At 51.6% G+C, this 21,548-nt stretch carries 22 protein-coding genes and 1 pseudogene; 2 read left to right on the forward strand and 21 right to left on the reverse strand.

The genetic code is table 11. From position 1 onward, the window contains the following. Nucleotides 1-73 precede the first annotated feature (73 nt). The 10 genes from KXU80_RS12395 to KXU80_RS28450 form a co-directional block, all read right to left on the reverse strand. Entirely contained in the window at nt 74-1,513 is a 1,440-nt protein-coding gene (locus KXU80_RS12395) for an NAD-dependent malic enzyme (RefSeq protein ID WP_219838493.1), read from the reverse strand. Nucleotides 1,514-1,520: 7 nt separating this feature from the next. Beyond that, nucleotides 1,521-2,753, reverse strand: a complete 1,233-nt coding sequence (locus KXU80_RS12400) for an NAD(P)/FAD-dependent oxidoreductase (protein WP_219838495.1) — start codon at nt 2,751-2,753, stop codon at nt 1,521-1,523. Further along, complete coding sequence (locus KXU80_RS12405) at nt 2,750-3,079, reverse strand: (2Fe-2S)-binding protein (protein WP_219838496.1); 330 nt, start codon at nt 3,077-3,079, stop codon at nt 2,750-2,752. Before KXU80_RS12405 ends, KXU80_RS12400 begins: the two co-directional genes overlap by 4 nt. Beyond that, nucleotides 3,080-3,355 (reverse strand): (2Fe-2S)-binding protein, encoded by a 276-nt coding sequence (locus tag KXU80_RS12410; RefSeq protein WP_219838497.1) that lies wholly within the window; start codon nt 3,353-3,355, stop codon nt 3,080-3,082. A gap of 10 nt (nt 3,356-3,365) precedes the next feature. Beyond that, nucleotides 3,366-4,802 (reverse strand): aldehyde dehydrogenase family protein, encoded by a 1,437-nt coding sequence (locus KXU80_RS12415; RefSeq protein WP_219839009.1) that lies wholly within the window; start codon nt 4,800-4,802, stop codon nt 3,366-3,368. A 46-nt stretch (nt 4,803-4,848) separates the two neighbouring features. After that, entirely contained in the window at nt 4,849-5,721 is an 873-nt protein-coding gene (locus KXU80_RS12420) for a dihydrodipicolinate synthase family protein (RefSeq protein ID WP_219838499.1), read from the reverse strand. 58 nt (nt 5,722-5,779) lie between these two features. After that, nucleotides 5,780-6,781, reverse strand: coding sequence for a proline racemase family protein (locus KXU80_RS12425; RefSeq protein ID WP_219838501.1), 1,002 nt, complete (start codon nt 6,779-6,781; stop codon nt 5,780-5,782). 34 nt (nt 6,782-6,815) lie between these two features. Continuing rightward, the gene (locus KXU80_RS12430; protein ID WP_219838503.1) at nt 6,816-7,817 is read right to left on the reverse strand and encodes a proline racemase family protein; all 1,002 of its coding nucleotides are present in this window, start codon (nt 7,815-7,817) and stop codon (nt 6,816-6,818) included. After that, nucleotides 7,814-9,010: an NAD(P)/FAD-dependent oxidoreductase gene (locus KXU80_RS12435; RefSeq protein ID WP_219838504.1), complete on the reverse strand. Its 1,197-nt coding sequence runs from the start codon at nt 9,008-9,010 to the stop codon at nt 7,814-7,816. The genes KXU80_RS12430 and KXU80_RS12435 overlap by 4 nt, the downstream gene beginning before the upstream one ends. Nucleotides 9,011-9,422: 412 nt before the next feature. Continuing rightward, complete coding sequence (locus tag KXU80_RS28450) at nt 9,423-9,761, reverse strand: hypothetical protein (RefSeq protein ID WP_219838505.1); 339 nt, start codon at nt 9,759-9,761, stop codon at nt 9,423-9,425. Between KXU80_RS28450 and KXU80_RS28020 the strand changes: the two are divergent. Then, a pseudogene (locus KXU80_RS28020) lies at nt 9,709-9,888 on the forward strand (GNAT family N-acetyltransferase); the annotation flags it as partial. The gene KXU80_RS28450 and the pseudogene KXU80_RS28020 overlap by 53 nt on opposite strands. Nucleotides 9,889-10,011: 123 nt before the next feature. On the opposite strand, the gene KXU80_RS12445 reads toward KXU80_RS28020, so the two are convergent. From KXU80_RS12445 to KXU80_RS12485, 9 genes are all read right to left on the reverse strand, one after another. Continuing rightward, nucleotides 10,012-11,346, reverse strand: a complete 1,335-nt coding sequence (locus KXU80_RS12445; protein ID WP_219838506.1) for an LLM class flavin-dependent oxidoreductase — start codon at nt 11,344-11,346, stop codon at nt 10,012-10,014. Between the two features lie 13 nt (nt 11,347-11,359). After that, nucleotides 11,360-11,839: a DinB family protein gene (locus KXU80_RS12450; RefSeq protein WP_219838507.1), complete on the reverse strand. Its 480-nt coding sequence runs from the start codon at nt 11,837-11,839 to the stop codon at nt 11,360-11,362. A gap of 26 nt (nt 11,840-11,865) precedes the next feature. Continuing rightward, complete coding sequence (locus tag KXU80_RS12455; RefSeq protein ID WP_258171370.1) at nt 11,866-13,026, reverse strand: amidohydrolase; 1,161 nt, start codon at nt 13,024-13,026, stop codon at nt 11,866-11,868. 16 nt (nt 13,027-13,042) lie between these two features. Beyond that, the gene (locus tag KXU80_RS12460; RefSeq protein ID WP_219838509.1) at nt 13,043-14,059 is read right to left on the reverse strand and encodes an LLM class flavin-dependent oxidoreductase; all 1,017 of its coding nucleotides are present in this window, start codon (nt 14,057-14,059) and stop codon (nt 13,043-13,045) included. A gap of 22 nt (nt 14,060-14,081) precedes the next feature. Then, a complete protein-coding gene (locus tag KXU80_RS12465) occupies nt 14,082-14,834 on the reverse strand; it encodes an amino acid ABC transporter ATP-binding protein (protein ID WP_219838510.1) in 753 nt (250 codons plus the stop codon). Continuing rightward, entirely contained in the window at nt 14,831-15,541 is a 711-nt protein-coding gene (locus tag KXU80_RS12470) for an amino acid ABC transporter permease (protein WP_219838512.1), read from the reverse strand. The genes KXU80_RS12465 and KXU80_RS12470 overlap by 4 nt, the downstream gene beginning before the upstream one ends. Continuing rightward, complete coding sequence (locus KXU80_RS12475; protein WP_219838513.1) at nt 15,538-16,326, reverse strand: amino acid ABC transporter permease; 789 nt, start codon at nt 16,324-16,326, stop codon at nt 15,538-15,540. Before KXU80_RS12475 ends, KXU80_RS12470 begins: the two co-directional genes overlap by 4 nt. 21 nt (nt 16,327-16,347) lie before the next feature. Further along, complete coding sequence (locus tag KXU80_RS12480) at nt 16,348-17,214, reverse strand: transporter substrate-binding domain-containing protein (RefSeq protein WP_219838514.1); 867 nt, start codon at nt 17,212-17,214, stop codon at nt 16,348-16,350. Between the two features lie 186 nt (nt 17,215-17,400). Beyond that, nucleotides 17,401-18,297 carry a LysR family transcriptional regulator gene (locus KXU80_RS12485; RefSeq protein ID WP_219838515.1) on the reverse strand — a complete coding sequence of 299 codons (897 nt, stop codon included), beginning with the start codon at nt 18,295-18,297 and terminating at the stop codon, nt 17,401-17,403. Between the two features lie 255 nt (nt 18,298-18,552). On the opposite strand from KXU80_RS12485, the gene KXU80_RS12490 reads away from it, so the two are divergent. Further along, nucleotides 18,553-19,086, forward strand: coding sequence for a GNAT family N-acetyltransferase (locus tag KXU80_RS12490; RefSeq protein WP_219838516.1), 534 nt, complete (start codon nt 18,553-18,555; stop codon nt 19,084-19,086). 422 nt (nt 19,087-19,508) lie between these two features. Here the strand turns inward: KXU80_RS12490 and KXU80_RS12495 are convergent, their stop codons facing one another. Both KXU80_RS12495 and KXU80_RS12500 read right to left on the reverse strand, forming a co-directional pair. Continuing rightward, on the reverse strand, nt 19,509-20,750 hold the full coding sequence (locus tag KXU80_RS12495; RefSeq protein ID WP_219838517.1) for an ABC transporter permease: 1,242 nt from the start codon (nt 20,748-20,750) through the stop codon (nt 19,509-19,511). Next, entirely contained in the window at nt 20,734-21,504 is a 771-nt protein-coding gene (locus KXU80_RS12500) for an ABC transporter ATP-binding protein (protein WP_219838518.1), read from the reverse strand. Before KXU80_RS12500 ends, KXU80_RS12495 begins: the two co-directional genes overlap by 17 nt. Nucleotides 21,505-21,548: the final 44 nt, after the last annotated feature.

Raw genomic sequence — 21,548 nt, forward strand, 5'->3', positions numbered from 1 at the left:
ACGACCCTCCTCCAAGACATGCACAGATATTTATAATGATCGGTCATCCATTTGATTCAGCCATACTTCGATCTCATGTCGGTAGAGGATAAACTTCTCTCGTACGAAGATCACGTCGACGTGCAACGTTTGATTCATATGCCTCATCCATGACAGCTTTACGTACCTTCTCCACCACTTCTTGATTAAAAATACTTGGAATAATGAAATTCTCATTCAGCTCATGTTCTTTTACAACGGAAGCGATCGCCTTGGCAGCTGCCAGCTTCATGGATTCAGTTACACGTGATGCCCGGCAATCGAGTACCCCTCTAAACAATCCCGGAAAGCACAATACATTATTGATTTGATTGGGGTAATCCGAACGTCCAGTAGCCATCACTTTAACGATACCTTCAACCTCTTCCGGAAGAATTTCCGGTGTCGGATTGGCCATTGCAAATACAATAGGATCTTTCGCCATATTCCTTACATCTGCCGCTGTTAAAACGCCTTCACCCGAAACTCCAATGAAAATGTCCGCTCCATGAATCACATCAGACAACGACCCGGTTTTTAAGTAAGGATTCGTATGCTCTGCATACCATGTCCACGCCTCGTAATCATATTGTTGTCCACGAACGAGTGCACCGTATCGATCTACGCCAACAATGTTGGTTACACCTGCAGACAGCAATATTTTCGTGCAGGCCGATCCAGCTGCTCCAACGCCGCACAACACAACGCTGCAATCCGAGAGCCGCTTACCAACCAGCTTAACGGCATTGTATAAACCGGCCAATAATACAACTGCCGTACCGTGTTGATCGTCATGAAAGACGGGAATATCGAGTTCCTCAATTAACCGACGTTCAATCTCGAAGCATCGCGGGGATGAGATATCTTCCAAATTAATACCACCAAAGGCAGGCGCGATTCGTTTAATCGTCTCAATGATTTCCTCGGTATCCTGCGTATTGATACAAATCGGGAACGCGTCGACATCGGCAAGCTGCTTAAACAGCATAGCTTTACCTTCCATAACTGGCATTGCCGCGAGCGGACCAATGTTACCAAGTCCAAGAACAGCTGATCCGTCAGAGACAACAGCAACCGTATTCCGTTTAATGGTAAGCGAATAGGCCTTAGAGGGGTCCTCATGAATTGCCATACTTACTCTCGCAACACCTGGGGTATATACACGTGATAAATCATCACGATTCTTAATGCGTATTTTAGATGCTACTTCTATCTTGCCCCCGAGGTGCATGAGCATCGTTTGATCCGAGACATTAATCACCTTAAGGCCTTCTAGCCCGTTCATCTGCGTTACGATCGATGAGGTTAAATTCGAGTTTACACAAATAGTCAAGTCATAAATCATCATCTGCTTCGAGGTTCCACTTACATCAACCGCGAGAATCTCACCGCCTGTTTCACCAATGGCTGTTATGATCTGCCCGAAAGTGATTTGTTGCTTATCCATTTCCAGCCGAATAATAATGTTTGTACTGCTCCCCACATTAACAGCCATACGTTCTTCACACTCCAACTCCAAAGGTTTCCTTCCACATACCGTAAATCGTTCGTCTTGCCTCCGTTATACCCGGATGAAATTGGATCAGCGCTGTAGTCCGAATATGGTTAACTTCCTCCATTGCTTCAACTACTTTCAGTTCACCATCGTCGCCGAGCACGGAAGCGTCATAGCAGATGGAAGCCGCGGCTAGTCGACCTTGTGACATCGCCACTAATGCACTTTCTACGCCAGTAATATTACCGGCTACGTATAAACCCTTAACAGGGGTTCGCATCTGTTCGCTATGCAGTGGTATATGGCCGCCAAGCTCTGGTGTGTAAATAAAAGGGCAGCCTGCCACCGAGGTAAGCTCAGCCAGTGGATAAAGCCCACCGGCTAGAGCTACGAAATCTACTTTCTCTTCCCACTGACTGCCTTCTATTATTTCACCTTGTGAGTTGACATGGGCAAGTGTAACAGATTCGACTCGTTCATTCCCATTAATCGACAATGCAGCGGTTCGCATTCGAAGCGGGATATCCCACATGCGAATCCCCTTCTTAGGATAGAATTTTGCAATTAGGTTTGTAAGACGGCAAGCGACTGCAATTTTACCGCCCCACCTAAGTAACTGTGAAGGAGCAAGGTGGGACAAGCCCATTAGCAATCGAAGATTCGTTTTGGGTTGAGCGGCCGTTCCTGCTAAAGGTCCGGCTGGCGGAAGTACAATCCCTGTTAAAGAAACACCGCTTACTGAAAGTTCCCTGGCAATAGCCATTGCGAGGACATTAATCCCGATAATAAGTCCTCTTCTGCCAGGCTTAACAAAATTCACATTTGTCATGACTTGAGCAGCGCCTATAGACATTACCCCCGGCAGTGTCCACCCTGGCAATGGCATAGGTATTTCCGCCGCACCGGTTGCAAGCAGCACACGGGGCGCAAATATAGCACCTTTAGAGGTGGAGACCTCCCATCTGCCGTCCACCTGAAGCATCCCATACACGGAAACACCACAATGAATGCGAACCCCATGCCCAATAGCTTCTGCAATCAACTCATCAGCTATCTTTTTGCCGACCCACCAATGCCCGCCTTCTTCGTGGAATTGTCCTAGCATACGGCCTCCCGGCTCTGGAAACTCATCAATAACCGTCACCTGCAAACCAAACTCCGCCGCTCTATTTGCAGCTGATAATCCTGCTGGACCTGCACCAACGACGATTAGATCGGTCTGTTGTATGACTTCTGTCATGATAGCTTCCTCCCAGTAATCTCGTTTGGAAGCTGTTGCCCCTCATTAATAATCATTCCTTGCTCAAGTGGAATGAGACATGAACGTACAATGCCTCTCCCCTGAACCATTAGTCGACATTCCATGCAATGTCCAATTGCGCAATAGAAGCCCCTTGCACTACCGGATTCTTCATGTTTGCGCAGAATACGAACCCCTTCTGCCAATAGCGCTGCAGCAATGGGCTCACCTCGATAGCCACACATTTGTTTCCCGTTATAGGAGTAGGTGACCTGTTCTTGAAACTTCCTTCTTCCCAAAATGGGATGATCCAGTATTCGTTCCATCTAAGATTCACCCTTTGCTAAGCAGCCGAATGTTATTGGTCGAATTGGCGGGCGGCAGGATAGCAATTCCGCATTAGGAGACGCTTTTGGATCATGTTCATACAACCAAGTCTCAATTAATCTCCTGCATACGCGTCCCTGGCATGCCCCCATTGTGGCCCTTGTCTTCATTTTCAATTGACGAGACGTACAGCAGCCGGACTGATACGCCGATTCCAATTGTTCCATCGTTACTTCTTCGCAGCGGCATACAATGAATGAGGATTCCTTCATCATCGAACCTCTCTTAGGCGTAACTAACTGCGCAGGTTTTAATTTCACTGTAAAAATCTAAAGCGGCTTGGCCTTGCTCTCGGGAATGCGAACTGGACATTTTCACGCCTCCAAATGGAGCCTGGTATTCGACACCTGCCGTCTCTTGATTCACCCGTACCATGCCTGCTTGAGCTTCATCAAGAAAACGATGAGCATAAGATAAGTCGCTCGTAAATAATGAAGCACTTAAGCCAAATACGGTTCGATTGCAGAGTGAAATTGCTTCCTCGAAATCAGAGGCCTTAAGTAGGGTCGCGACTGGACCAAAAATTTCTTCTTGTACTAATGGATGATTTACATCTACACTCGCTGCTACGAGTGGGCGGATGTAGTAGCCTTCATTTATACTTTCCGATCGACCCCCCTCAACAACAATCTCTGCTTGTTCCCGGGCTAGGTTCACATACGACATGACAGATTTATGTTGGCTTTCAGAAGCAACTGGTCCCAAGTAGACGGAGGAATCGAGTGAATCACCCATTTTAACAGATGACATTGCCTTAATTAACATCTCGACGAAACGGTCGTAAATCCCATTCTCGACAATAATCCGACTTGTCGCAGTGCATTTTTGTCCAGCAGAGCGGAATCCACCGCTAATAATCATGGAGATTGTCTTATCCAGATTGGCATCATTTAACACGATTGCTGCGTTCTTACCGCCCATCTCGGTTTGGTATTTTATATTTCTTCGGGCACATACTTCGGCAACATGCTGCCCCGTAGCGGTAGATCCCGTGAAACTGACGGCATGAAGTGTAACTTGTTCCAGCAATACATCACCTATTTTACTTCCCTTGCCTATTACGAGATTTAACGTCCCCTCCGGTAATCCAGCAGCAGCGAAAATTTCCACCATTTTGCTTGCTGTCAGTGAGGCAAATTCCGCCGGCTTCCATATGACCGTATTTCCACAAATCAGTGCAGGAGCTATTTTCCAAATTGGAATAGCGACTGGAAAATTCCATGGTGTGATAATGCCTACAACACCAAGAGGCGTTCTCTTCGTAAATTGAAGTACATCTGCCTCGCTGGATGGAATGACCTGTCCATTGGCCCGAACACCTTCGGCAGCATAATACCGAAGGAGGTTAACACCGCGCATCACTTCTCCGCGCATTTCGGTGATAGGTTTACCCATCTCCTTACTTGCGATCATAGCGAGGTCATCAAGTTTCACTTCCAGAGCAGCTGCCATTTTATAAAGATGGCTCGCTCTTACCGCTCCTGTCTGACGGGACCAACTATTGAATGCCGTACTAGCCGCATCCTCCGCTTGCCTTACATGAGATGCATCAGATAAATGCAGCACGCCGACCTCCTCGTTCAGATTCGACGGATTCTTTATGACAATTGTACCTGCATTCGGAGTCACCCACTCGCCTCCGATCCAGTTTTGGCTGCTCAGCATGCATGAATCTCCTCCTTGTGTCGTTATTAATTCATAATGGCTATTAACGTTGAACTGCGAACTCGTAAGCCTTTTTGATTGCTTCATAGTCTGCTGCAGGTAGCGGTAATCTCGGCGGGCGTGTTGGGCCGACTGGGAATCCGGCTAATTCCATCATGTACTTAATGGATTGAACAAGCTGCGGGCTTGCATCATAATGGAACAGCGGTAACAGATGGCGGTAAAGCTCTTTAGCCTCTTTAAGCTTACCTTCTCGTGCAAGCTTAAAGAGCTCTACACCTTCCTTCGGTAATGCATTCGGAACACCGGAAATCCAGCCTGTAGCTCCGAATAATGGTCCTTCCATTGCAAGGTCATCTACACCAATCATGACCTCTAAATTCGTTTTTTCCAAAATCTCATGAACACGACGGATGTCGCCAGAGAACTCTTTGACTGCTACAACATTTTCAATTTGGGATAGTCTTGCTAGTAGATCAGGTGTCAAATCTACTTTATAATCATGAGGATTATTGTAGGCAATGATTGGTAGTCCAACGGTACTTAGCGCCTCATAATGTGCAATTACTTCATGCTCCAATGGCTTATAGTTAATAGGTGGTAACGCCATGACCCCTGCTGCTCCTGTTTCTTTCGCATGCCGTACCCAGGCAACAGCCTGCCCAGTTGAAGGAGAAGCAGAACCAACAACAACCGGCACACGTCCTGCAGATGCAGCAATAACGGTTTCAACCACTTTTGCGCGTTCTTCGTTGGACATCGTCGCATATTCCCCAAGCGAACCTGTAGGCACCAGACCATGTACACCTTGTTGAATCAGCCAATCGCACAGTTCTGCTAATCGTTTATAATCAACCTCAAATGTGGATGTGAATGGAGTAACAATCGCGACATATACACCTTCAAAACGTGCCATGTATCATAATCCCCTCTCATTTTTTTGAATATTCAAAAAATAATTTTCAAATGAATAACTATCTTAATAGAAAACCCTTGGAAAAAGGATCCGAAGGATCCAGAACAAAATTCATCCAACCTAATAAATAAGCATCTGCTTTATATCTTGGTGTAATTGAGATTTGTTGATCACTACCAGAAGTAATTAAGGTACACGTTGCTTTAGCACCAGCAATCCCACTATAGATTACCTTTTCATTCGGCATAAGTTCTCCTCGCTCGAACATAACCATTACATGCGCACATGTTCCAGTACCTCCGGGTGATCGGTCACACTGATCATCTGCAAGAATAGTAACAGCTCGAAAATGACGCTCTAAAGAATCTTCGATCACGGATTCATACATAAATACCCCATGTATACCATGAATGAACACTTTATTTGGATGCACAGCATGAACAACGGTTTCCACTGCCAGGCGAATCGAACTGCCCCAATACTGCATCTCGGATAATGAAGTTGTAATTCCCCCGAAAGTTTTTGCATCGACGACTACATAAAACGCCCCACTGTAGGCTACATCCACTGTAAATGCTATGCCATTAACCATAACAGTTAGGTTCTTAGCAATGACAAAGCTCGGAACACCCTCCACAGTGACTGACTTTAACTCGTTGCCTTCACAATCGGCATAAGCGGTAATAAGGCCGGATTCACAGTCAATACGAATTCCACGTACTGCTTCTTCCTGATTAATCTGCCCTGATTCCAGCCAAGCGGTTACCATGGCTACAATACCAGATGCACTGATTGGAGCAAAACCTTCATTATTCATGAACAATAGACCGAAATGTGAGTCCTTTCTGACAGGAGTTGTTACAATTACACCTGTCATACCATGATGGCCGCGAGGCTCTGCCATTAATAACTGGCGCACTTGATCAAAATGAGCTGCGAAGTATTCGGCCCGCTCATTCTGTGAGGCCTCTGGCACCTGTGGCAAGCCGCCAGTAACAATGCGAACCGGCACTCCGCCCGAATGCATATCGATGGCCGAATACCATTTGCTTATTTCCATCTCTGCCTCCTAAATATAGAGTACTTCCATCATGCTAAAGAAGAAAAAAACCGTTTTTCAGTTCATCCTGTTCATTAAAAGCAAATTGATGGAAACCAGTGATCCACGCAGACCCTGATATTTGAGGAACAACTGCTGGGAGTGTTCCAACATGTGTTTCCTTTAATACTCTGGCATGAAACAAGGAGCCTACAATACTCTCGTGCACAAATTCCTCATTCAACCCAAGTTCGCCCTTAGAATATAAGACCGCAACCTTTGCAGAAGTACCTGTACCGCATGGCGAACGATCAATTCCACCAGGAGGAACAACTACCGTATTACGACAATGTGCCCATGATGAAACTGGATTACTGTAAAATTCGATATGTGTCAAGCCTTGAATCACTGGTATCTCAGGATGTACGATATCATATTTTTCATTGACTGCATTTCTAATTTGAACGGCTAGACTTATAATGCTGGAAGCATTTTCCGGTCGCAAGGGCAGGTTTAAATCCCGCGCATCTACCAAACCATAGAAATTACCGCCATAAGCAATATCAAGTACGATTTCGCCCAGTCCATCGACTTGAACGTTCAAATCCTTCTGGTAGAGAAAAGATGGAATATTGGTAAACGTCACTCTCTTTACTTTACCGTTCTCAATGCTCAGCCTAGCCTCCACAAGTCCTGCAGGTGTATCAAGCAGAAGCATATCCTTGTCAGCCGGGAAGATTCCGCCTTCTATTAACGCAGTACAAACGCCAATTGTATCGTGACCGCACATGGGTAAGTACCCGCCCGTTTCAATAAAAACCACTCCAATATCAGCATCAGGATGACAGGGTTCTGTAAGAATACAACCCGACATCACTTCATGACCACGAGGCTCAAACATCAATCTCTGCCGAAATGCATCGTGATGTTCGGACATATAGACCATCTTCTCCGTCATCGACTTACCGATTAAAACAGGAGCACCGCTTGTTACTGTACGAGTTGGATTTCCACCGGTATGCGTATCAATTGTAGTTACAATTTTAGATAACCTCATATAAGTACCTCCTGGTGAACCATGCCGCTATTAAAGCGGTCATAACGCAAAGGCAAGGCAGGAATACAGGTCGGAACACCGCAAAGCATTTCACTCACCAGTTTGCCAGTGACAGCAGCCAAGCTAATTCCGTCGCCCTCATGGCCGGCGGCTACATATAAGCCGGGTACTTCATCAACATGCCCTACAATCGGTAAATGGTCAGGCGTCCATGGACGTAGACCAGCGTAGGTTCGCAGCATAGGAATATGCTCGATAACGGGGAAAAAGCGGATCGCCCGTTCTGCTATTAATCGAATGACATGCTGGTCCACTCTCGTATTCATACCGACAAATTGTCTGCTCGACCCGATTAAAAAGTTTTGAGAGGCCGTTGGCTCAAATACGAGCGCAATTCCGTATTTCTCAATCTCCGGATCTACCTTACGCTTGCCTCCGAATTTACTAATTAAATATCCGAACTCCATCACTTTTCGTTTTCCAATATTCGTGGACCGTGACGCGACAAGGATATGACCCTTACGTGGTTCAATTGGAAGGTCCAGCCCAATTGAACCTATTATTTTTTTTGTCCAAACGCCTGCTGCAACAATCACATGATTCGCATAAATAGTGCCCTTGGAGGTCTCTACACCGCATGCACGTCGTTTTTCATCCAACAAGATCGAAAATACCTCTGTATGCGTCAACAAGCGAGCACCATACCGTCGTGCCGTAGCAGCTAATGAATACGTCAGCAGAACGGGATTTACGGTTGAGTCGGTCGCACACTCCAGTCCGCCTAATAAATCGCTTGCCATGTACGGCCATTCATCACGAAGATCCTTCTGGTCGAGCATTTTAAAGGAAAGTCCCGCTTCCTGTTGCCGACGTACCCAACGCTCGGCCGCAATCATCTCTTCTTCACTTTCACACACCAAGATGCTGCCAGGTGCCCGATACTCAAATTCTTCATCTAACTCATGAACCAATGCAGAAATTAACTCCTGTGACTTTAATGACATCTGGCTATCAAAGCCAGGATCCTTGTCAATCGCCAGAATATTGCCGTCACACTTCGAGGATGTTCCACCACCAATCTCTCCTTGTTCAACGACAACCACTTCCATACCAAGCTTTGCTGTGTAGTAGGCGATCGCCATACCGATAATTCCACCGCCAATAATGACAACCTCAGCTGATTCATGCTTCATATTTGCTCACATCTTTTCTACTTTTGTACGTCCTTTTCACAAACCCTTACAGCCCTCCTATTCGGTTATATGATTCATCTAAGTTGAATTAACTTCCTATATTTTGTATATTGTTAATTTTAATTCAACAGTGTTGAATCGTCAATCACTTTTTCCACGAATTTCTAACTCAACAGGCAAAACGTCTTTGAAAATTCTCGAAGGACTAGGGAAAGTTACGACGAGACAGGTGTGCGTAGTTACGCGCAACGAATCGCAGTTGCTTTCCAATCGCTTTGCGCATCGTGCCCCGCTTTACACGCAGCTGGTTGGACACGGCAAGGTTCGCCTTCCTTGCTTTTTCCCGGTAGGTGCGCGGTTTTGTCATCTTTCCACACTTAGGCTCGTGAAGCAGGTCGATGATGGTTTCCAGCTATTCGCGCGCGTCATTGAACAACGACAGGTCAGTTGGGTAGGCCATGTCGGCGGGGGAGCAAGTAGCGTCAAGGAGCAGCTTTCCTTGATAAAGAGGCGGTTCGGTGGTCAGATTCGGGAGACTCCCGTTTGCGCTCCTTGCGTCGCTGCCGCCGCTTGAGTCGTTGTCACCGGAGCCTTGATCACTCGCCTGTTTCTTAGCCTCTTCAATGGCAATCCATTCATTCACTTCTTGAATACCATCGCTGCCGAGTCGCTTACGGAAGTACGTCATTAGTGACGCAAGATCCGTCCTGCTCGGCGCGGACTGGCTGCATCTCCATACCTCGGACATCATGGCCTCCGCCGTCAGCCTCTACGAAAGTCTGGGCTTCGTGCGCGCCTTCAATACCGACATCATGAATGGTGAAACCCTCGTCAAAGGCTACCGCCTCGACCTCAAAGCAAAAGCAGCCTCCCTGTAAGAGAGGTTGCTTTTGCTTTATGGATGAACCCTTCAAGCGAACAAAATTAAAAGGCAGTTCCCTCAGGTCGATGACCTGATGGAACTGCCTTTTTTGCGTTTAGCGATCAGCGCCGCTGTCTGCTTATTGAATCGGCGCTTTTTCCTTTGTATAGCGGTTTGCCGGGATGGCTAAGCCGAGATTGCCGCGTAATGTGTCGCTTTCATATTCCTCCCGGAACAGGCCGCGCTGCTGCAAGATCGGCACGACGTGGTCTATGAAATCCACCAGTCCGTTCGGAACGGCCTCCGCCAGCATGAAGCCGTCCGCCGCGCCGCGGACGAACCATTCCTCGATGAGATCGGCGACTTTCTCCGGCGTGCCGATGAAATTCCCTCTTGGCGTAACCGCTTGGAGCGCTACCTGCCGCAGGGTCAGATTACGTTCCTTCGCATCCCGCTTGATCTTGTCCGTGCCGCTCTGGAAGCTGTTGCGCCCCAGATCGCCGAGCTCCGGGAACGGCTCGTCGAGCGGATATTGGGTGAAATCATGGTGCTCGAAGAACCGGCCCAAATATTGAAGCGCCGTCTCGATCGTGACGAGACTTGCGACCTCTTGGTACTTGCGTTCCGCTTCCTCCTCCGTCGCGCCCACAATGGGACCGATCCCCGGAAAGATCAGCACTTCCTCCGACGAACGGCCGAAGGAGACGGCACGCGCTTTGACATCCGCATAGAAGGCGACCGCCTCCTCGATGTTCTCATGGCCCGTGAAGATCGCATCCGCTTCCTTCGCCGCATAATTCTTGCCGACTTCGGAGGACCCGGCTTGGAAAATCACCGGCTGTCCCTGCTTGGAACGCGCAATATTAAGCGGCCCTTTGACCGAGAAGAATTCGCCTTCATGGTTCAGCGCATGCACCTTCTCCGTATCGAAGAAGATACCCGCCTCTTTGTCCCGCACGAACGCATCGTCTTCCCAGGAATCCCACAGCCCGCGGGTTACAGCCAGATACTCCGTTGCGATCTGGTAGCGAAGATCATGCTCGGGGTGCTCCTTCTTGCCGTAGTTCAGCGCCGAGCCTTCCAGCGGAGAAGTGACGATATTCCAGCCTGCGCGCCCGCCGCTCAGCACATCCAGCGAGCCGAATTGACGCGCAACCGTAAACGGCTCGCTGTACGAGGTCGACAACGTACCGACGAGTCCGATTTTGCGGCTGACCGAGGCAAGCGCGCTCAGAAGCGAGATCGGTTCGAATCGATTTTGGAAATGAGGGATCGACTTCTCGTTAATGTACAAGCCGTCCGCGATGAAGATTAGATCCAGCTTGCCTGCTTCCGCCTTCTGCACCCAGCTCTTGTATAATTCAAAATTCACGCTGGCATCCGGCAGCGTCTCCGGATGGCGCCACATGGCGGGATTGCCGCCCACACCGTGCAGAAGCGCACCTAGTTTCAACTGTCTACGGGATTTGCTCATCGATAATCTCCTCCTATACCACGACGTACGCGGATGTAATGCGCTCGATCTGAGCGAGATGCACATGCACATGCTTGATGAAGCCCCAGACGATCTCGCGAAGCGTGACGGTCTCTCCCTTGAAATTAATGCCCTTCTTCGCCCAATCTTCGGGATGCAGACGCTTCAGTAGCTGCAAATTATAGGCCGAATACGCCTCGTAAAATGCCAGAATGTCGCTTGCATCCCCCTCATTGGCATGGGAAGCCGCTACCCACGGATCCTGGCTGAACGCCGGCAAAACAGCTGTCGAACCCGACAGCAGCTCCCGGATCCGAAACCCGACGACGATATGATGGTCCGTCAAATGCGACAGCACTTCCGTCACGCTCCATACGCCAGGAGCCGCCTTCCATCTGAGCTGATCCTCATTTAATTCGGATACGGCATTCGCCAGCTGCTGAGGAAGCAGCGAATAGTCAAACAGCAGCGTCTCGATTTGAAGCTCCGTCATGCCAAACCCTCCCTATTTCGTTTCGTTTACGATAGTTCCAGCAATGCCTTCCCAGCCAAATGGGCGAAGAATCTCGCGCTCGGAGCAAGCGCCGCTTCATCGAGATCGAACGCAGGATGATGCCATTCACGGCTTCCCGAGGTCCCCATGAAGACGAACACCCCCGGTACCTCCCGCTGGTACCAGGCAAAATCCTCCCCTGCTGGAGAAGGCACCGGCTCCACTGCGCGCAGTCCCGATTCCTCCGCAGCCGCAAGTGCAAGCGGTACGAGCGACGCGTCATTGATAACCGGCGGCGGACCTTGAATCCAACGAATCTCCGCAGTCGTTCCGTATGCCGCCGCGACGCCTTGGACGACTTCTCTGAACCGCTCGAGCACATGCGCTCGCACATGCTCATCGAAGGTTCGGATCGTACCGTCGAGCACAGCTTTCTCCGGAATGACATTCCAGGTTGTGCCGCTGTGCAATTGCGTCACGCTGATAACCGCGCTTTGCAGCGGTCCAATATTTCGGCTGACGACCGACTGTAGGGCGGTTACAATGTGCGCAGCCGCAACAATTGGATCAATCCCTGCCTCCGGCACCGCCGCATGTGAACCAAGACCTGTGATTTCCACGACGAATCCGTCTGCGGCCGCCATGATCGCCCCTTCCTTAATGCCCACCGTGCCAACAGGCAGATCCGGCTTGTTGTGCATACCGAATATGGCGCTGACACCGTCCAATGCGCCTGCTTGAATGAGCGCTCTGGCGCCTTTCGCTTTCTCCTCTGCAGGCTGGAACAGCAGCCTGACCGTCCCTCTCAGCCGATCCTCATGCTGCTTCAGCAGCAGCGCCGCTCCAACAACAGCCGCCGTATGAAAATCGTGACCGCAAGCATGCATCTTCCCGGCCGCCAGCGAAGCGAACGGCAGCCCTGTTTCCTCCTGAATCGGCAGCGCATCGATATCCGCTCGAATGGCGACGATCGGCCCCGGCAGCAGTCCGCCAACCTCAGCGACGATGCCGGTCTTCAGCTCATAGCTGCAGATCCGAATGTCCGCCTCTTCCAGCCAGCGCCGAATGGCAGCCGTTGTCTCATACTCCTCATGCGAGAGCTCCGGATATTGATGGAGCCGCCGTCTTATGGCAATCAGCTGCTGCTGCAGATCCTGCGTGAAATCTACCGGCCATTCATCACTCACGATGTTCCCTCCCAAGCTATATTGATACCGATACCTCGGCAAAAGCTTCCTTGAGCAGCTCGAACGAACGAAGCCGTTTCTGAAAATCAGGCACCGCCGTCGTTACGATAAATTCCTCGACGCCGAACTTCCGCTGCAGTTCAAGTAAGCGGTCGCGTACTGTTTCTTTGGCGCCTTTCGTGATTTCCGGAGCCTTCACCTCGATACGGTATTTCTCATTGGACTGCTTGCCGTATTCTTCGGCCTGTTCAATCGTTGCAACAGTAAGCGTTCGCCCGCTTGCCAGATGGATCTTGACGAGCTTTTGGTCGCCCGCCAACTGCTCCGCTTCCTCGTCGGACCCGGCGACGATGACAGACAAGGCGAAGATCGCTTCCGGCCTGCGGCCATGAGCTTCGTTAAACTGCGCGCGATAAGCCGCGAAGGCTTGCAGGGCAACTTCCTCGTCGCTGTTAATGAACTGCGAGAATACATAGGGCAAACCGTGACTTGCTGCGATTTCAGCACTGGCCACGCTCGTTCCGAGCACGTACAGCTCCGGTGCAGTCTCAGGCAGCGGAGTAGCCTTCAAGCCTGCAAGCGGATGATCCGCCTCCAGCTTGTCGTGAATGAACTGCTCCAGCTCGACGATTTTCTCCGTCAAGGTGGGAGGGTCTTGAACGCCGCGCTGCAGCGCCTGCGTCGAACGCGGCAGCCCGCCGGGTGCCCGCCCGATGCCAAGATCGACGCGGCCTGGCGCCAGCGAAGCAAGCACGTTGAAATTTTCAGCAACCTTATACGGACTATAGTGCTGCAGCATGATACCGCCGGAGCCGATCGTGATCCGTTCCGTTTTGGCCAGCAGATGTGCGATTAAGACTTCCGGCGACGAGCCGCCGACAAAGTTCGAATCGTGATGCTCCGATACCCAGAACCTCCGATAGCCAAGTGCCTCGGCTCGCTGGGCAAGCGTAATCGTATGACGAAAGGCCTCCGGCGCCGTTTCACCTGGGAATATCGGCGTTTGATCCAATATGCTTAACGTAATCCCCATCCGTGTTTCCTCCCGTTCATCCTTATATAAAATAAGCCGGCTCAGGCATGATTCGTTTCAGAAACTGCTGCGTCCGCTCTTCCTTCGGTTTGTTGAAAATCTCCGCCGGCGGACCTTCCTCGACGATAACGCCGCCATCCATGAAAACCACATGGTTCGCGACATCGCGGGCAAAGCCCATCTCGTGGGTCACGACGATCATCGTGATGCCTTCCTGCGCGATTTTGCGGATAACTGCGAGCACTTCACCGACAAGCTCGGGATCGAGAGCCGAAGTAGGTTCATCGAACAGGATAACCTCCGGATTAAGGGCAAGCGCCCTTGCGATGCCAACGCGCTGCTGCTGTCCGCCTGAGAGCATGCTGGGGTACGCATCGAGCTTTTCCCCGAGGCCAACCTTCTGGAGCACCTCGATGCTTCTTCGGCGAGCCGCGTCCTTTGGCATCTTCTGCACGACAACGAGGCCTTCCATAACGTTCTCCAGCACCGTCTTGTGCTTGAACAGATTATAGTGCTGGAACACCATCGCCGTTTTGCTCCGCAGCGCATGAATTTCCCGCTTGTGGATGCCGCTGTAATCAACCTCGAATTCGCCGATTGCGATTTTGCCCTCGCTTGGCCGCTCCAGATAATTAATGCAGCGCAGCAGCGTCGTCTTGCCGGAGCCGCTCGGCCCCAGAATGACGACGACCTCGCCTTTCATGACCTGCAGATCAATGCTTCGCAGCACCTGCTGCCTGCCGAACGATTTGGAAATACCGGTTAACTTGATCATGCGACTCCACCTCGATTGTAGGAATTAATGCGTTTCTCCAGAAGCGCGGCTAAGCGTTCAATCAAGACCGTAAGTCCCCAGAAAATAACGGCAGCTGCCAGATAAGCCTCGAAAAACTTCCAGTTGGTGGATGCCACGATCTGCGCTTTTGCATTAATTTCAACGACCGATACGGTAAAAGCGAGCGTCGACGCATGCAGCATGCCGATAACCGAATTCGCCAGGTTCGGAATGCTGGCTGCGAAAGCCTGCGGAAATACGATGCGTCGGAGCGCTTGGGGCGTGGACATCCCGACGGAATAGGCCGCTTCGATCTGACCGCGGTTCACGACGAGCAGACCGGATCGCACGACCTCCGACATGTAGGCGCCCGCCGTAATGGAAAACGCGATAAAAGCGAAGTCGATCATCGGGATCGATGACGACCGGAATCCAAGACCAAGGAGCGAGCTGATGCCGTCAATGATGAGCGGAAGACCGAAATATATGATGAGCAGATGCGTCAGCATCGGCGTGCCCCGTATGACCGTCACATAAGCTACAGCGGCTGGATACAGCAACGGCACTTTATACATGCGGATAAGAGCAACGGCCGTACCGATTACGAATCCGCAGAGAACGGATACTGCCGTAACGAGCAGCGTGGTCGGGATCGCGGGCAGCAGCTCAATTAACGCCGTCCAGATAAAAGATGGATCCAGCTTCATGATTTCTGCACCTCTTCTCTGAACCGTGCATGTCGCGCGAACAATTGACGCAGCCCTCGGGATTTATCGCGTCTGAACACGGGATACGCATCGATGACTCGAACCTCGTGCCTCAGCAGCTTTCGTTCGAATGCCAGCAGAAGCCGCTCCAGCGCGAAGCTGATCACCAAGTAAATCAGCGCCAGCGAAATATAGCTCTCGACAAAATGATTCGTAAGCGTCGCGAGCGACTGCGCCTTTCCCGTCATCTCCATGACGCCGAGCGTAAAGGCGAGCGATGTGTCCTTCAGGAGCCCGAGAATAACATTCGCGAGCACAGGTACGGCAATCGCCAGCGCTTGCGGCCAGACGATCCGGGTGAACGCTTGAATGCCGGACATTCCGACCGCGTATGCAGCTTCGACTTGGCCCCGGTCTACCGAAGTGACGGCCGCGCGGATCGTTTCGGATACATAGGCTCCCGTATGCAGCCCGTACGTCAGGATGACGAAGAACAGCACGGGGGCTCGGCTGACATCCAAGTGAAGCAGCTTCAGAATCTCGGGCAGGCCGTAATAGAACAGGAAGAGCTGGATCAGAATCGGCGTACCGCGGAAGAAGGAAGCGTACACTTGGGATGCGCGCTGAAGCACAGGAACGCTGTATAAGCGCGGCAGCGCAACGAGAATCCCGACGATGATGCCGACAACAAGCGCGCCCGCCACTATGAGAAGCGTGGTCTGAAGCGTACCCGCGAGTTTAGGGAAAAACGTGAAGACGTAGCTAATGTCGAACTTCTCTCCCATCTTCCTTTCCCTCCTTCAGCGCTATTGCTGGGTATAGTCGGCGCCCAGCCATTGAATGCTCAATTTGCTTAACGTGCCGTCCGATTTGATCGCCTTCAAAGCACCATCAACGGCATCTGCAAGCTGCTGCTCATCCGGATCGTCCTTGCGGAATACAAACTGAACGTCCGCTTCCTCCAGCGCGTCCCCTACGGATTCCAGCTTGCCCTGCGGATCAATGAGCGACAGCGTGAAGTCGGCTCCGAGCGTCGCCGCGACCCTGCCTGTCGTCAGCTGGTTCACCGTATCGTTCGCCGCCCCGTTCGTGTACACGATCGAAATCGCGTTATCATGCGATTTGTTGTAGTTTTCCAGCAACGTGGCTTCGGCGCTGGTTGCGGTCGTCAGCACCTTCTTGCCCTTCAAGTCATCGAGCGTCTTGAAGGCTGCGCCGCTTCCCTTCGGAGCGATGATTTTCGTTTTCCAATGGGCGTAAGCTTCTTTGTTGAACAAATATTTCTTGGCCCGGTCCGGGTTCTGCTCCATCTCATGCGCCACAAAGTCGATTTTCTTCGTCTCCAGGCTGAGGAGCAGATTCGAGAAATCAAGCGTTTGGAATTCAAACTCGTAGCCCGGCAGCCGCTTGTCAATTTCCTTCACCAGTTCCACGTCAAAGCCGGTCAGCTTGCCGTTCTCGTCCAGAAAGCACACCTTCGGGAACTGCGTCCCCGTGCCGACGATGATTTTCTTTACCTCTGCCGCGATATTTGCTGCATTCGCCGAATTATTCGCCTTCGCGTTGCTTCCTGCGCTTGCCTCGTCTGCCTCTTGCTTCGCACCGCATCCTGTCACTACCACCGTAAGCGCGATAAGCGCCAATCCCGCCGTCCCCATAAACGTCTTCTTCATATCTGCTTCTACCTCCACTTGTGGAATGCGTTCGGACCTCCACAGGAATGGTAGATCGTTGCGTTCTCTAATTTTTATAATTCCAATAGATTTAGTCGGAATTATCTTGAAACTAATTTATCATTCCGGTTTCATTGCCGTCAATCCATCAGCCAATAGAGATTTTCTATACGTCGATCTAGACATTCAATCGTTTCTGCCGCCTTGCCCGAAGAGAGACCGGCCGATTTCGAGGAGCGCTTCTGCGAACATCGCATGCTCGCCGTTTCGGGCAATCAAGTTCGTCTGGAGCATAATTCCGTTGATTTCTTTAAAAGCGATCGGAAACAGCCGCTTCTCTCTCACCTCCTCCTGCACGCAAAGGTCAGGCAGGAAGCAGATCCCGGCGCGCTCCAGCACAAGCTTCTTCGCCGCCTCTGAATTATCGACCAGATACTCGATATTCGGCTGGCGATTCAAGCTCTCGAATACGCGGTGTACCCGCATCCAATCGAAGGATCCGCACTCGAAAAAGACGAGCGGCTGAAAGCTGATCTCCTCGATCGAGATTTCGTTCTGCTGCGTAAAGGGGTGCTCCTCATAGACATAAAGCTTTATAGGATCCTCATAAAAGGTATAAGAAAGCAGCGTTGGATGGACCACTTTACGCACGAACGCCAAGTCGATCTCCTTGTTGTGCAGCTTGTTTACCAGATCGTCGGTTGATGCCGTAGCGAGCTTAATATGGAGGTCCGGATACAGCTGCTTCAGCTTCGGCAGCAGACTCGGAATCACGTAGTTCGATACCGATACCGTCGCGCCGATCCGCAGCTCGTGGGGGACGGATTTGCGCTGCTGCATATGCAGCTTGCCCTTCTGGAACGTCTGCATGATTTGCTGCGCGTACGGCAGAAACTGCCTTCCTTTCTCCGTTAACGCGATTTGCTTACCCAGTCTGTCGAACAACTTGCAGTCGAGCTCCCGCTCCAGCGTTTGGATTCGAGCCGTAACGGAAGGTTGGGACAAGAACAGCACCTCGGCGGCTTTATTGAAGCTCCCATAATGATTGACATAGACAAAGGCTTCAATGTTTTCGATGTTCACCGTTCGCTCGCCCCTTTATACCTTATTTTTCCCATAAAATAACTTGGAATTAAAAATATTCTACTGCACGTTAGCTTAGACCGTCAATTACTGTTAATGCGATCACTCTTCTGAAAATAGGCAGAAGAAGCATTTATTATATCTATCGATATATTAAATTCTTATATATCCCATATGATTAGTGTGAATAATGGCGTATAGTAAGCGCATATAAGAACTGGCTGGAAGTTGTAGCCGTTCAAGGAGGAGTTAGAAATGAGCGATGCCATCACGGTGACGATCCGGGACGCGAGAGCTGCGGACCGCGAGGAGGTGCTGCAAGTTATGATTGAAGCCTATCGGCAATACGAGGAGACCTTGCCGTCTGACAAATGGGCGTTGTACCGCCAATCGATTCTTGCCTCCTTCGACAACGAAGGCCCGGCCGCTCGAATCCTTGCGGAAATCGAAGGACGCATCGTCGGATCGGTGCAATTGTTTCTCTCCTCGGAAGCGGCCTACGGCGCACCGGAGCTCGGGATCACGAGCCCGATCATCCGCTATCTTGCCGTCCCTCCCGAACAGCGGGGCAGAGGCATCGCCACATCGCTAATCCGCGAAGCCGCGGCAAGAGCCGTCCAGCTCGGCGCGGATTGGCTGCATCTCCATACCTCCGACATGATGGCTTCAGCCGTCAGCCTCTATGAGCGGCTCGGCTTCGAACGCGCCTTCAACACCGACGTCATGAACGGCGAAACCCTCGTCAAGGGCTATCGCCTCGACCTCAAAGCAAAAGCAGCTCCCCTGTAAAGGAAGCTGCTTTGTTGGCATTATGCTGCTGTATTCTCGCTGCAAGCGAAGGTTTTGGTGCATTGGAGCGACTTTGGTGCGAAGCACCACGGGAGCGCCAATCGCAAACACCGGAGCCATCGCTTCCCGAGTACGCCCCCATCAAGCTACAAGCGAAGGTTTTGCGCATTGGAGCGACTTTGGTGCGAAGCACCACGGGAGCGCCAATCGCAAACACCGGAGACCTGGCATCATGCTGCAAGCGAAGGTTTTGCGCATTGGAGCGACTTTGGTGCGAAGCACCACGAGAGCGCCAATCGCAAACACCGGAGCCCATCGCTTCCCCGAGTACACCCCCATCAAGCTGCAAGCGAAGGTTTTGCGCATTGGAGCGACTTTGGTGCGAAGCACCACGGGAGCGCCAATCGCAAACACCGGAGCCCCTAATCGTCCTCGTCGAACGACAGCAGCCGCTTTACCCGAGCCGGCCGCAGCACCAGCACATAGAGGATCGCCAGTACAAGTGCCGCCAAGGCGGGCACGAGCGCTCCCCGGCTCGGCAGCAAAATACCATGCGGAAGCCAGATGACAATCGCACAGATCAGCGAAGCAACGCGATCGACGCGCAGCACCGCATCATGACGGGTAACGTCTGGCAGCGGATATACGAGCCGCCACACTGAATGGCGGTGCGACTGAGCAAGCGACCCCAGCTGAATGCCGCTGAGCCAGACGAATAACAGACACACCGCGGCCGAGCCCCAGCCTTGCAATAGCCCGGCATAAGCTGCCAGTATGCCGGAGATGATACCGAGCGCCGTGAACCGGATGACAATTCCGCCAAGCTCGGTCCGAATAAGCGTATGCGCATAGAGATAGATGAAGGCACTGCGTTTGCCATAGCGGACAAACCGGGTCATCCAAGAAAGGTACGGCCTGGAGCGCACAGCCGCGGACTCCGTCGGCACATCGGCGAAGGAGCTGAAGAAAGCCATATACCTCCGGCGCGTCAGCTGCTCTTCATGAATCAGCGTCATCCAAGGAAACGCATACCTGGAAGCGCGCCAATAGAGCAGCCCGAACAGCGCACTAACCACCGCAAGGTAAATCACTGTTTTCCAAATTTCTGTCTGCAGCAAAGCCGCAGTCGCCACAGCCGTCGCCGCCCAGCGCATCAAGCGAAAGCTTCGTCTCCAGCTCCGCCCGACAAGCTGACGCTCACGCCATGCGCCTCCCGTATTCAACAGCTTCATCAGCAGCGCGCCGCCAACCACCAGCGACACCGGCGTGAACGATGGCCCTGCCAGATATAAGGGTAGGTATGCTGCGCAAACGAACAGCACCCCGGCACAGCAAGCCAGTCCATTATATCGAAACGACCTCCAGAGGTAGGCAGGCATCTCCGCTTCACGCGGCACGAGGAAGACAACATCCGCTTCGCGCAGCCATGTCCGAAGCGGACTCCAGCAAAGGATCGGCGTCAGCACGATAACGCCTGTCCTCGTGAAGGGAAACGAAGCCGGCATATTCCGCAGCAGCAGCCCATATCCCGCGAGGCCTGCAAGCAGCAGCATAATCGTGACGCCGGGCAGACCGCTTTGCGTCATATCGCGAATATAAGGCATGCATCCGCGCCAGAAATCGCCGGCGCGCTTGCGCCACAGCACGTCAACGGAACGATCCATGAGTTCCCCCATCCGCAACCAGCCGGTAGAAAGCTTCCTCCAGCGAACCCGCGCCGCCGTCTCTCGACATGCCGGCAGCCCCGCAAACATCGGCAAGCGTACCTTGCGCCACGATCACGCCTTGATGCAGGACAATGAAACGGCTGCAGTACGACTCCACCGTGGACAAAATATGCGAGCTCATGAATACCGACGAGCCTTCCTTCGTCACCTCGACCAGCTTATCCAGCAGCGACCGAATGCCAAGCGGATCCAAGCCGAGGAAAGGCTCGTCGATGACGTAGAGAGAAGGACGAGCCAGCAGGGCATTCATGATCATGACTTTCTGCCGCATCCCTTTGGATAAATGTGATGCAAACGCCTTTCGCTTAGGCAGCATATAGAACTCTTCCAGCAAACCCTCGCTTCTCTGATTGAAGGCCGCCTCTTCGACATCATAGGCCATCCCCGTTAACCGAAGATGCTCTTCCACCGTCAGCTCGTCAAAAAGCAGCGGCGTCTCCGGCACGTAAGCCAGCGAATGGCGATAATGCTCAGGCTCTTCCGCAAGCGTGTGGCCGCCAATGCGAATTTCGCCTTCATGCGCCTGCATTAGGCCCAAGATATGTTTAATCGCTGTGCTTTTGCCTGCGCCGTTCAAGCCGATCAGACCAACCATTTCACCTGCGCCGACTTCAAAATTCAAATCATGCAGAACCGGCCGACGTGGACTGTACCCGCCGGTCAGCCCTTTCACTTCCAATACGGGCTTCATCGCGCTCACCTCATCATTCTCACCCTGAATTTTACCAAATTATC

Source organism: Paenibacillus sp. R14(2021) (genome assembly GCF_019431355.1).
Taxonomy (GTDB): Bacteria; Bacillota; Bacilli; order Paenibacillales; family Paenibacillaceae; genus Paenibacillus_Z.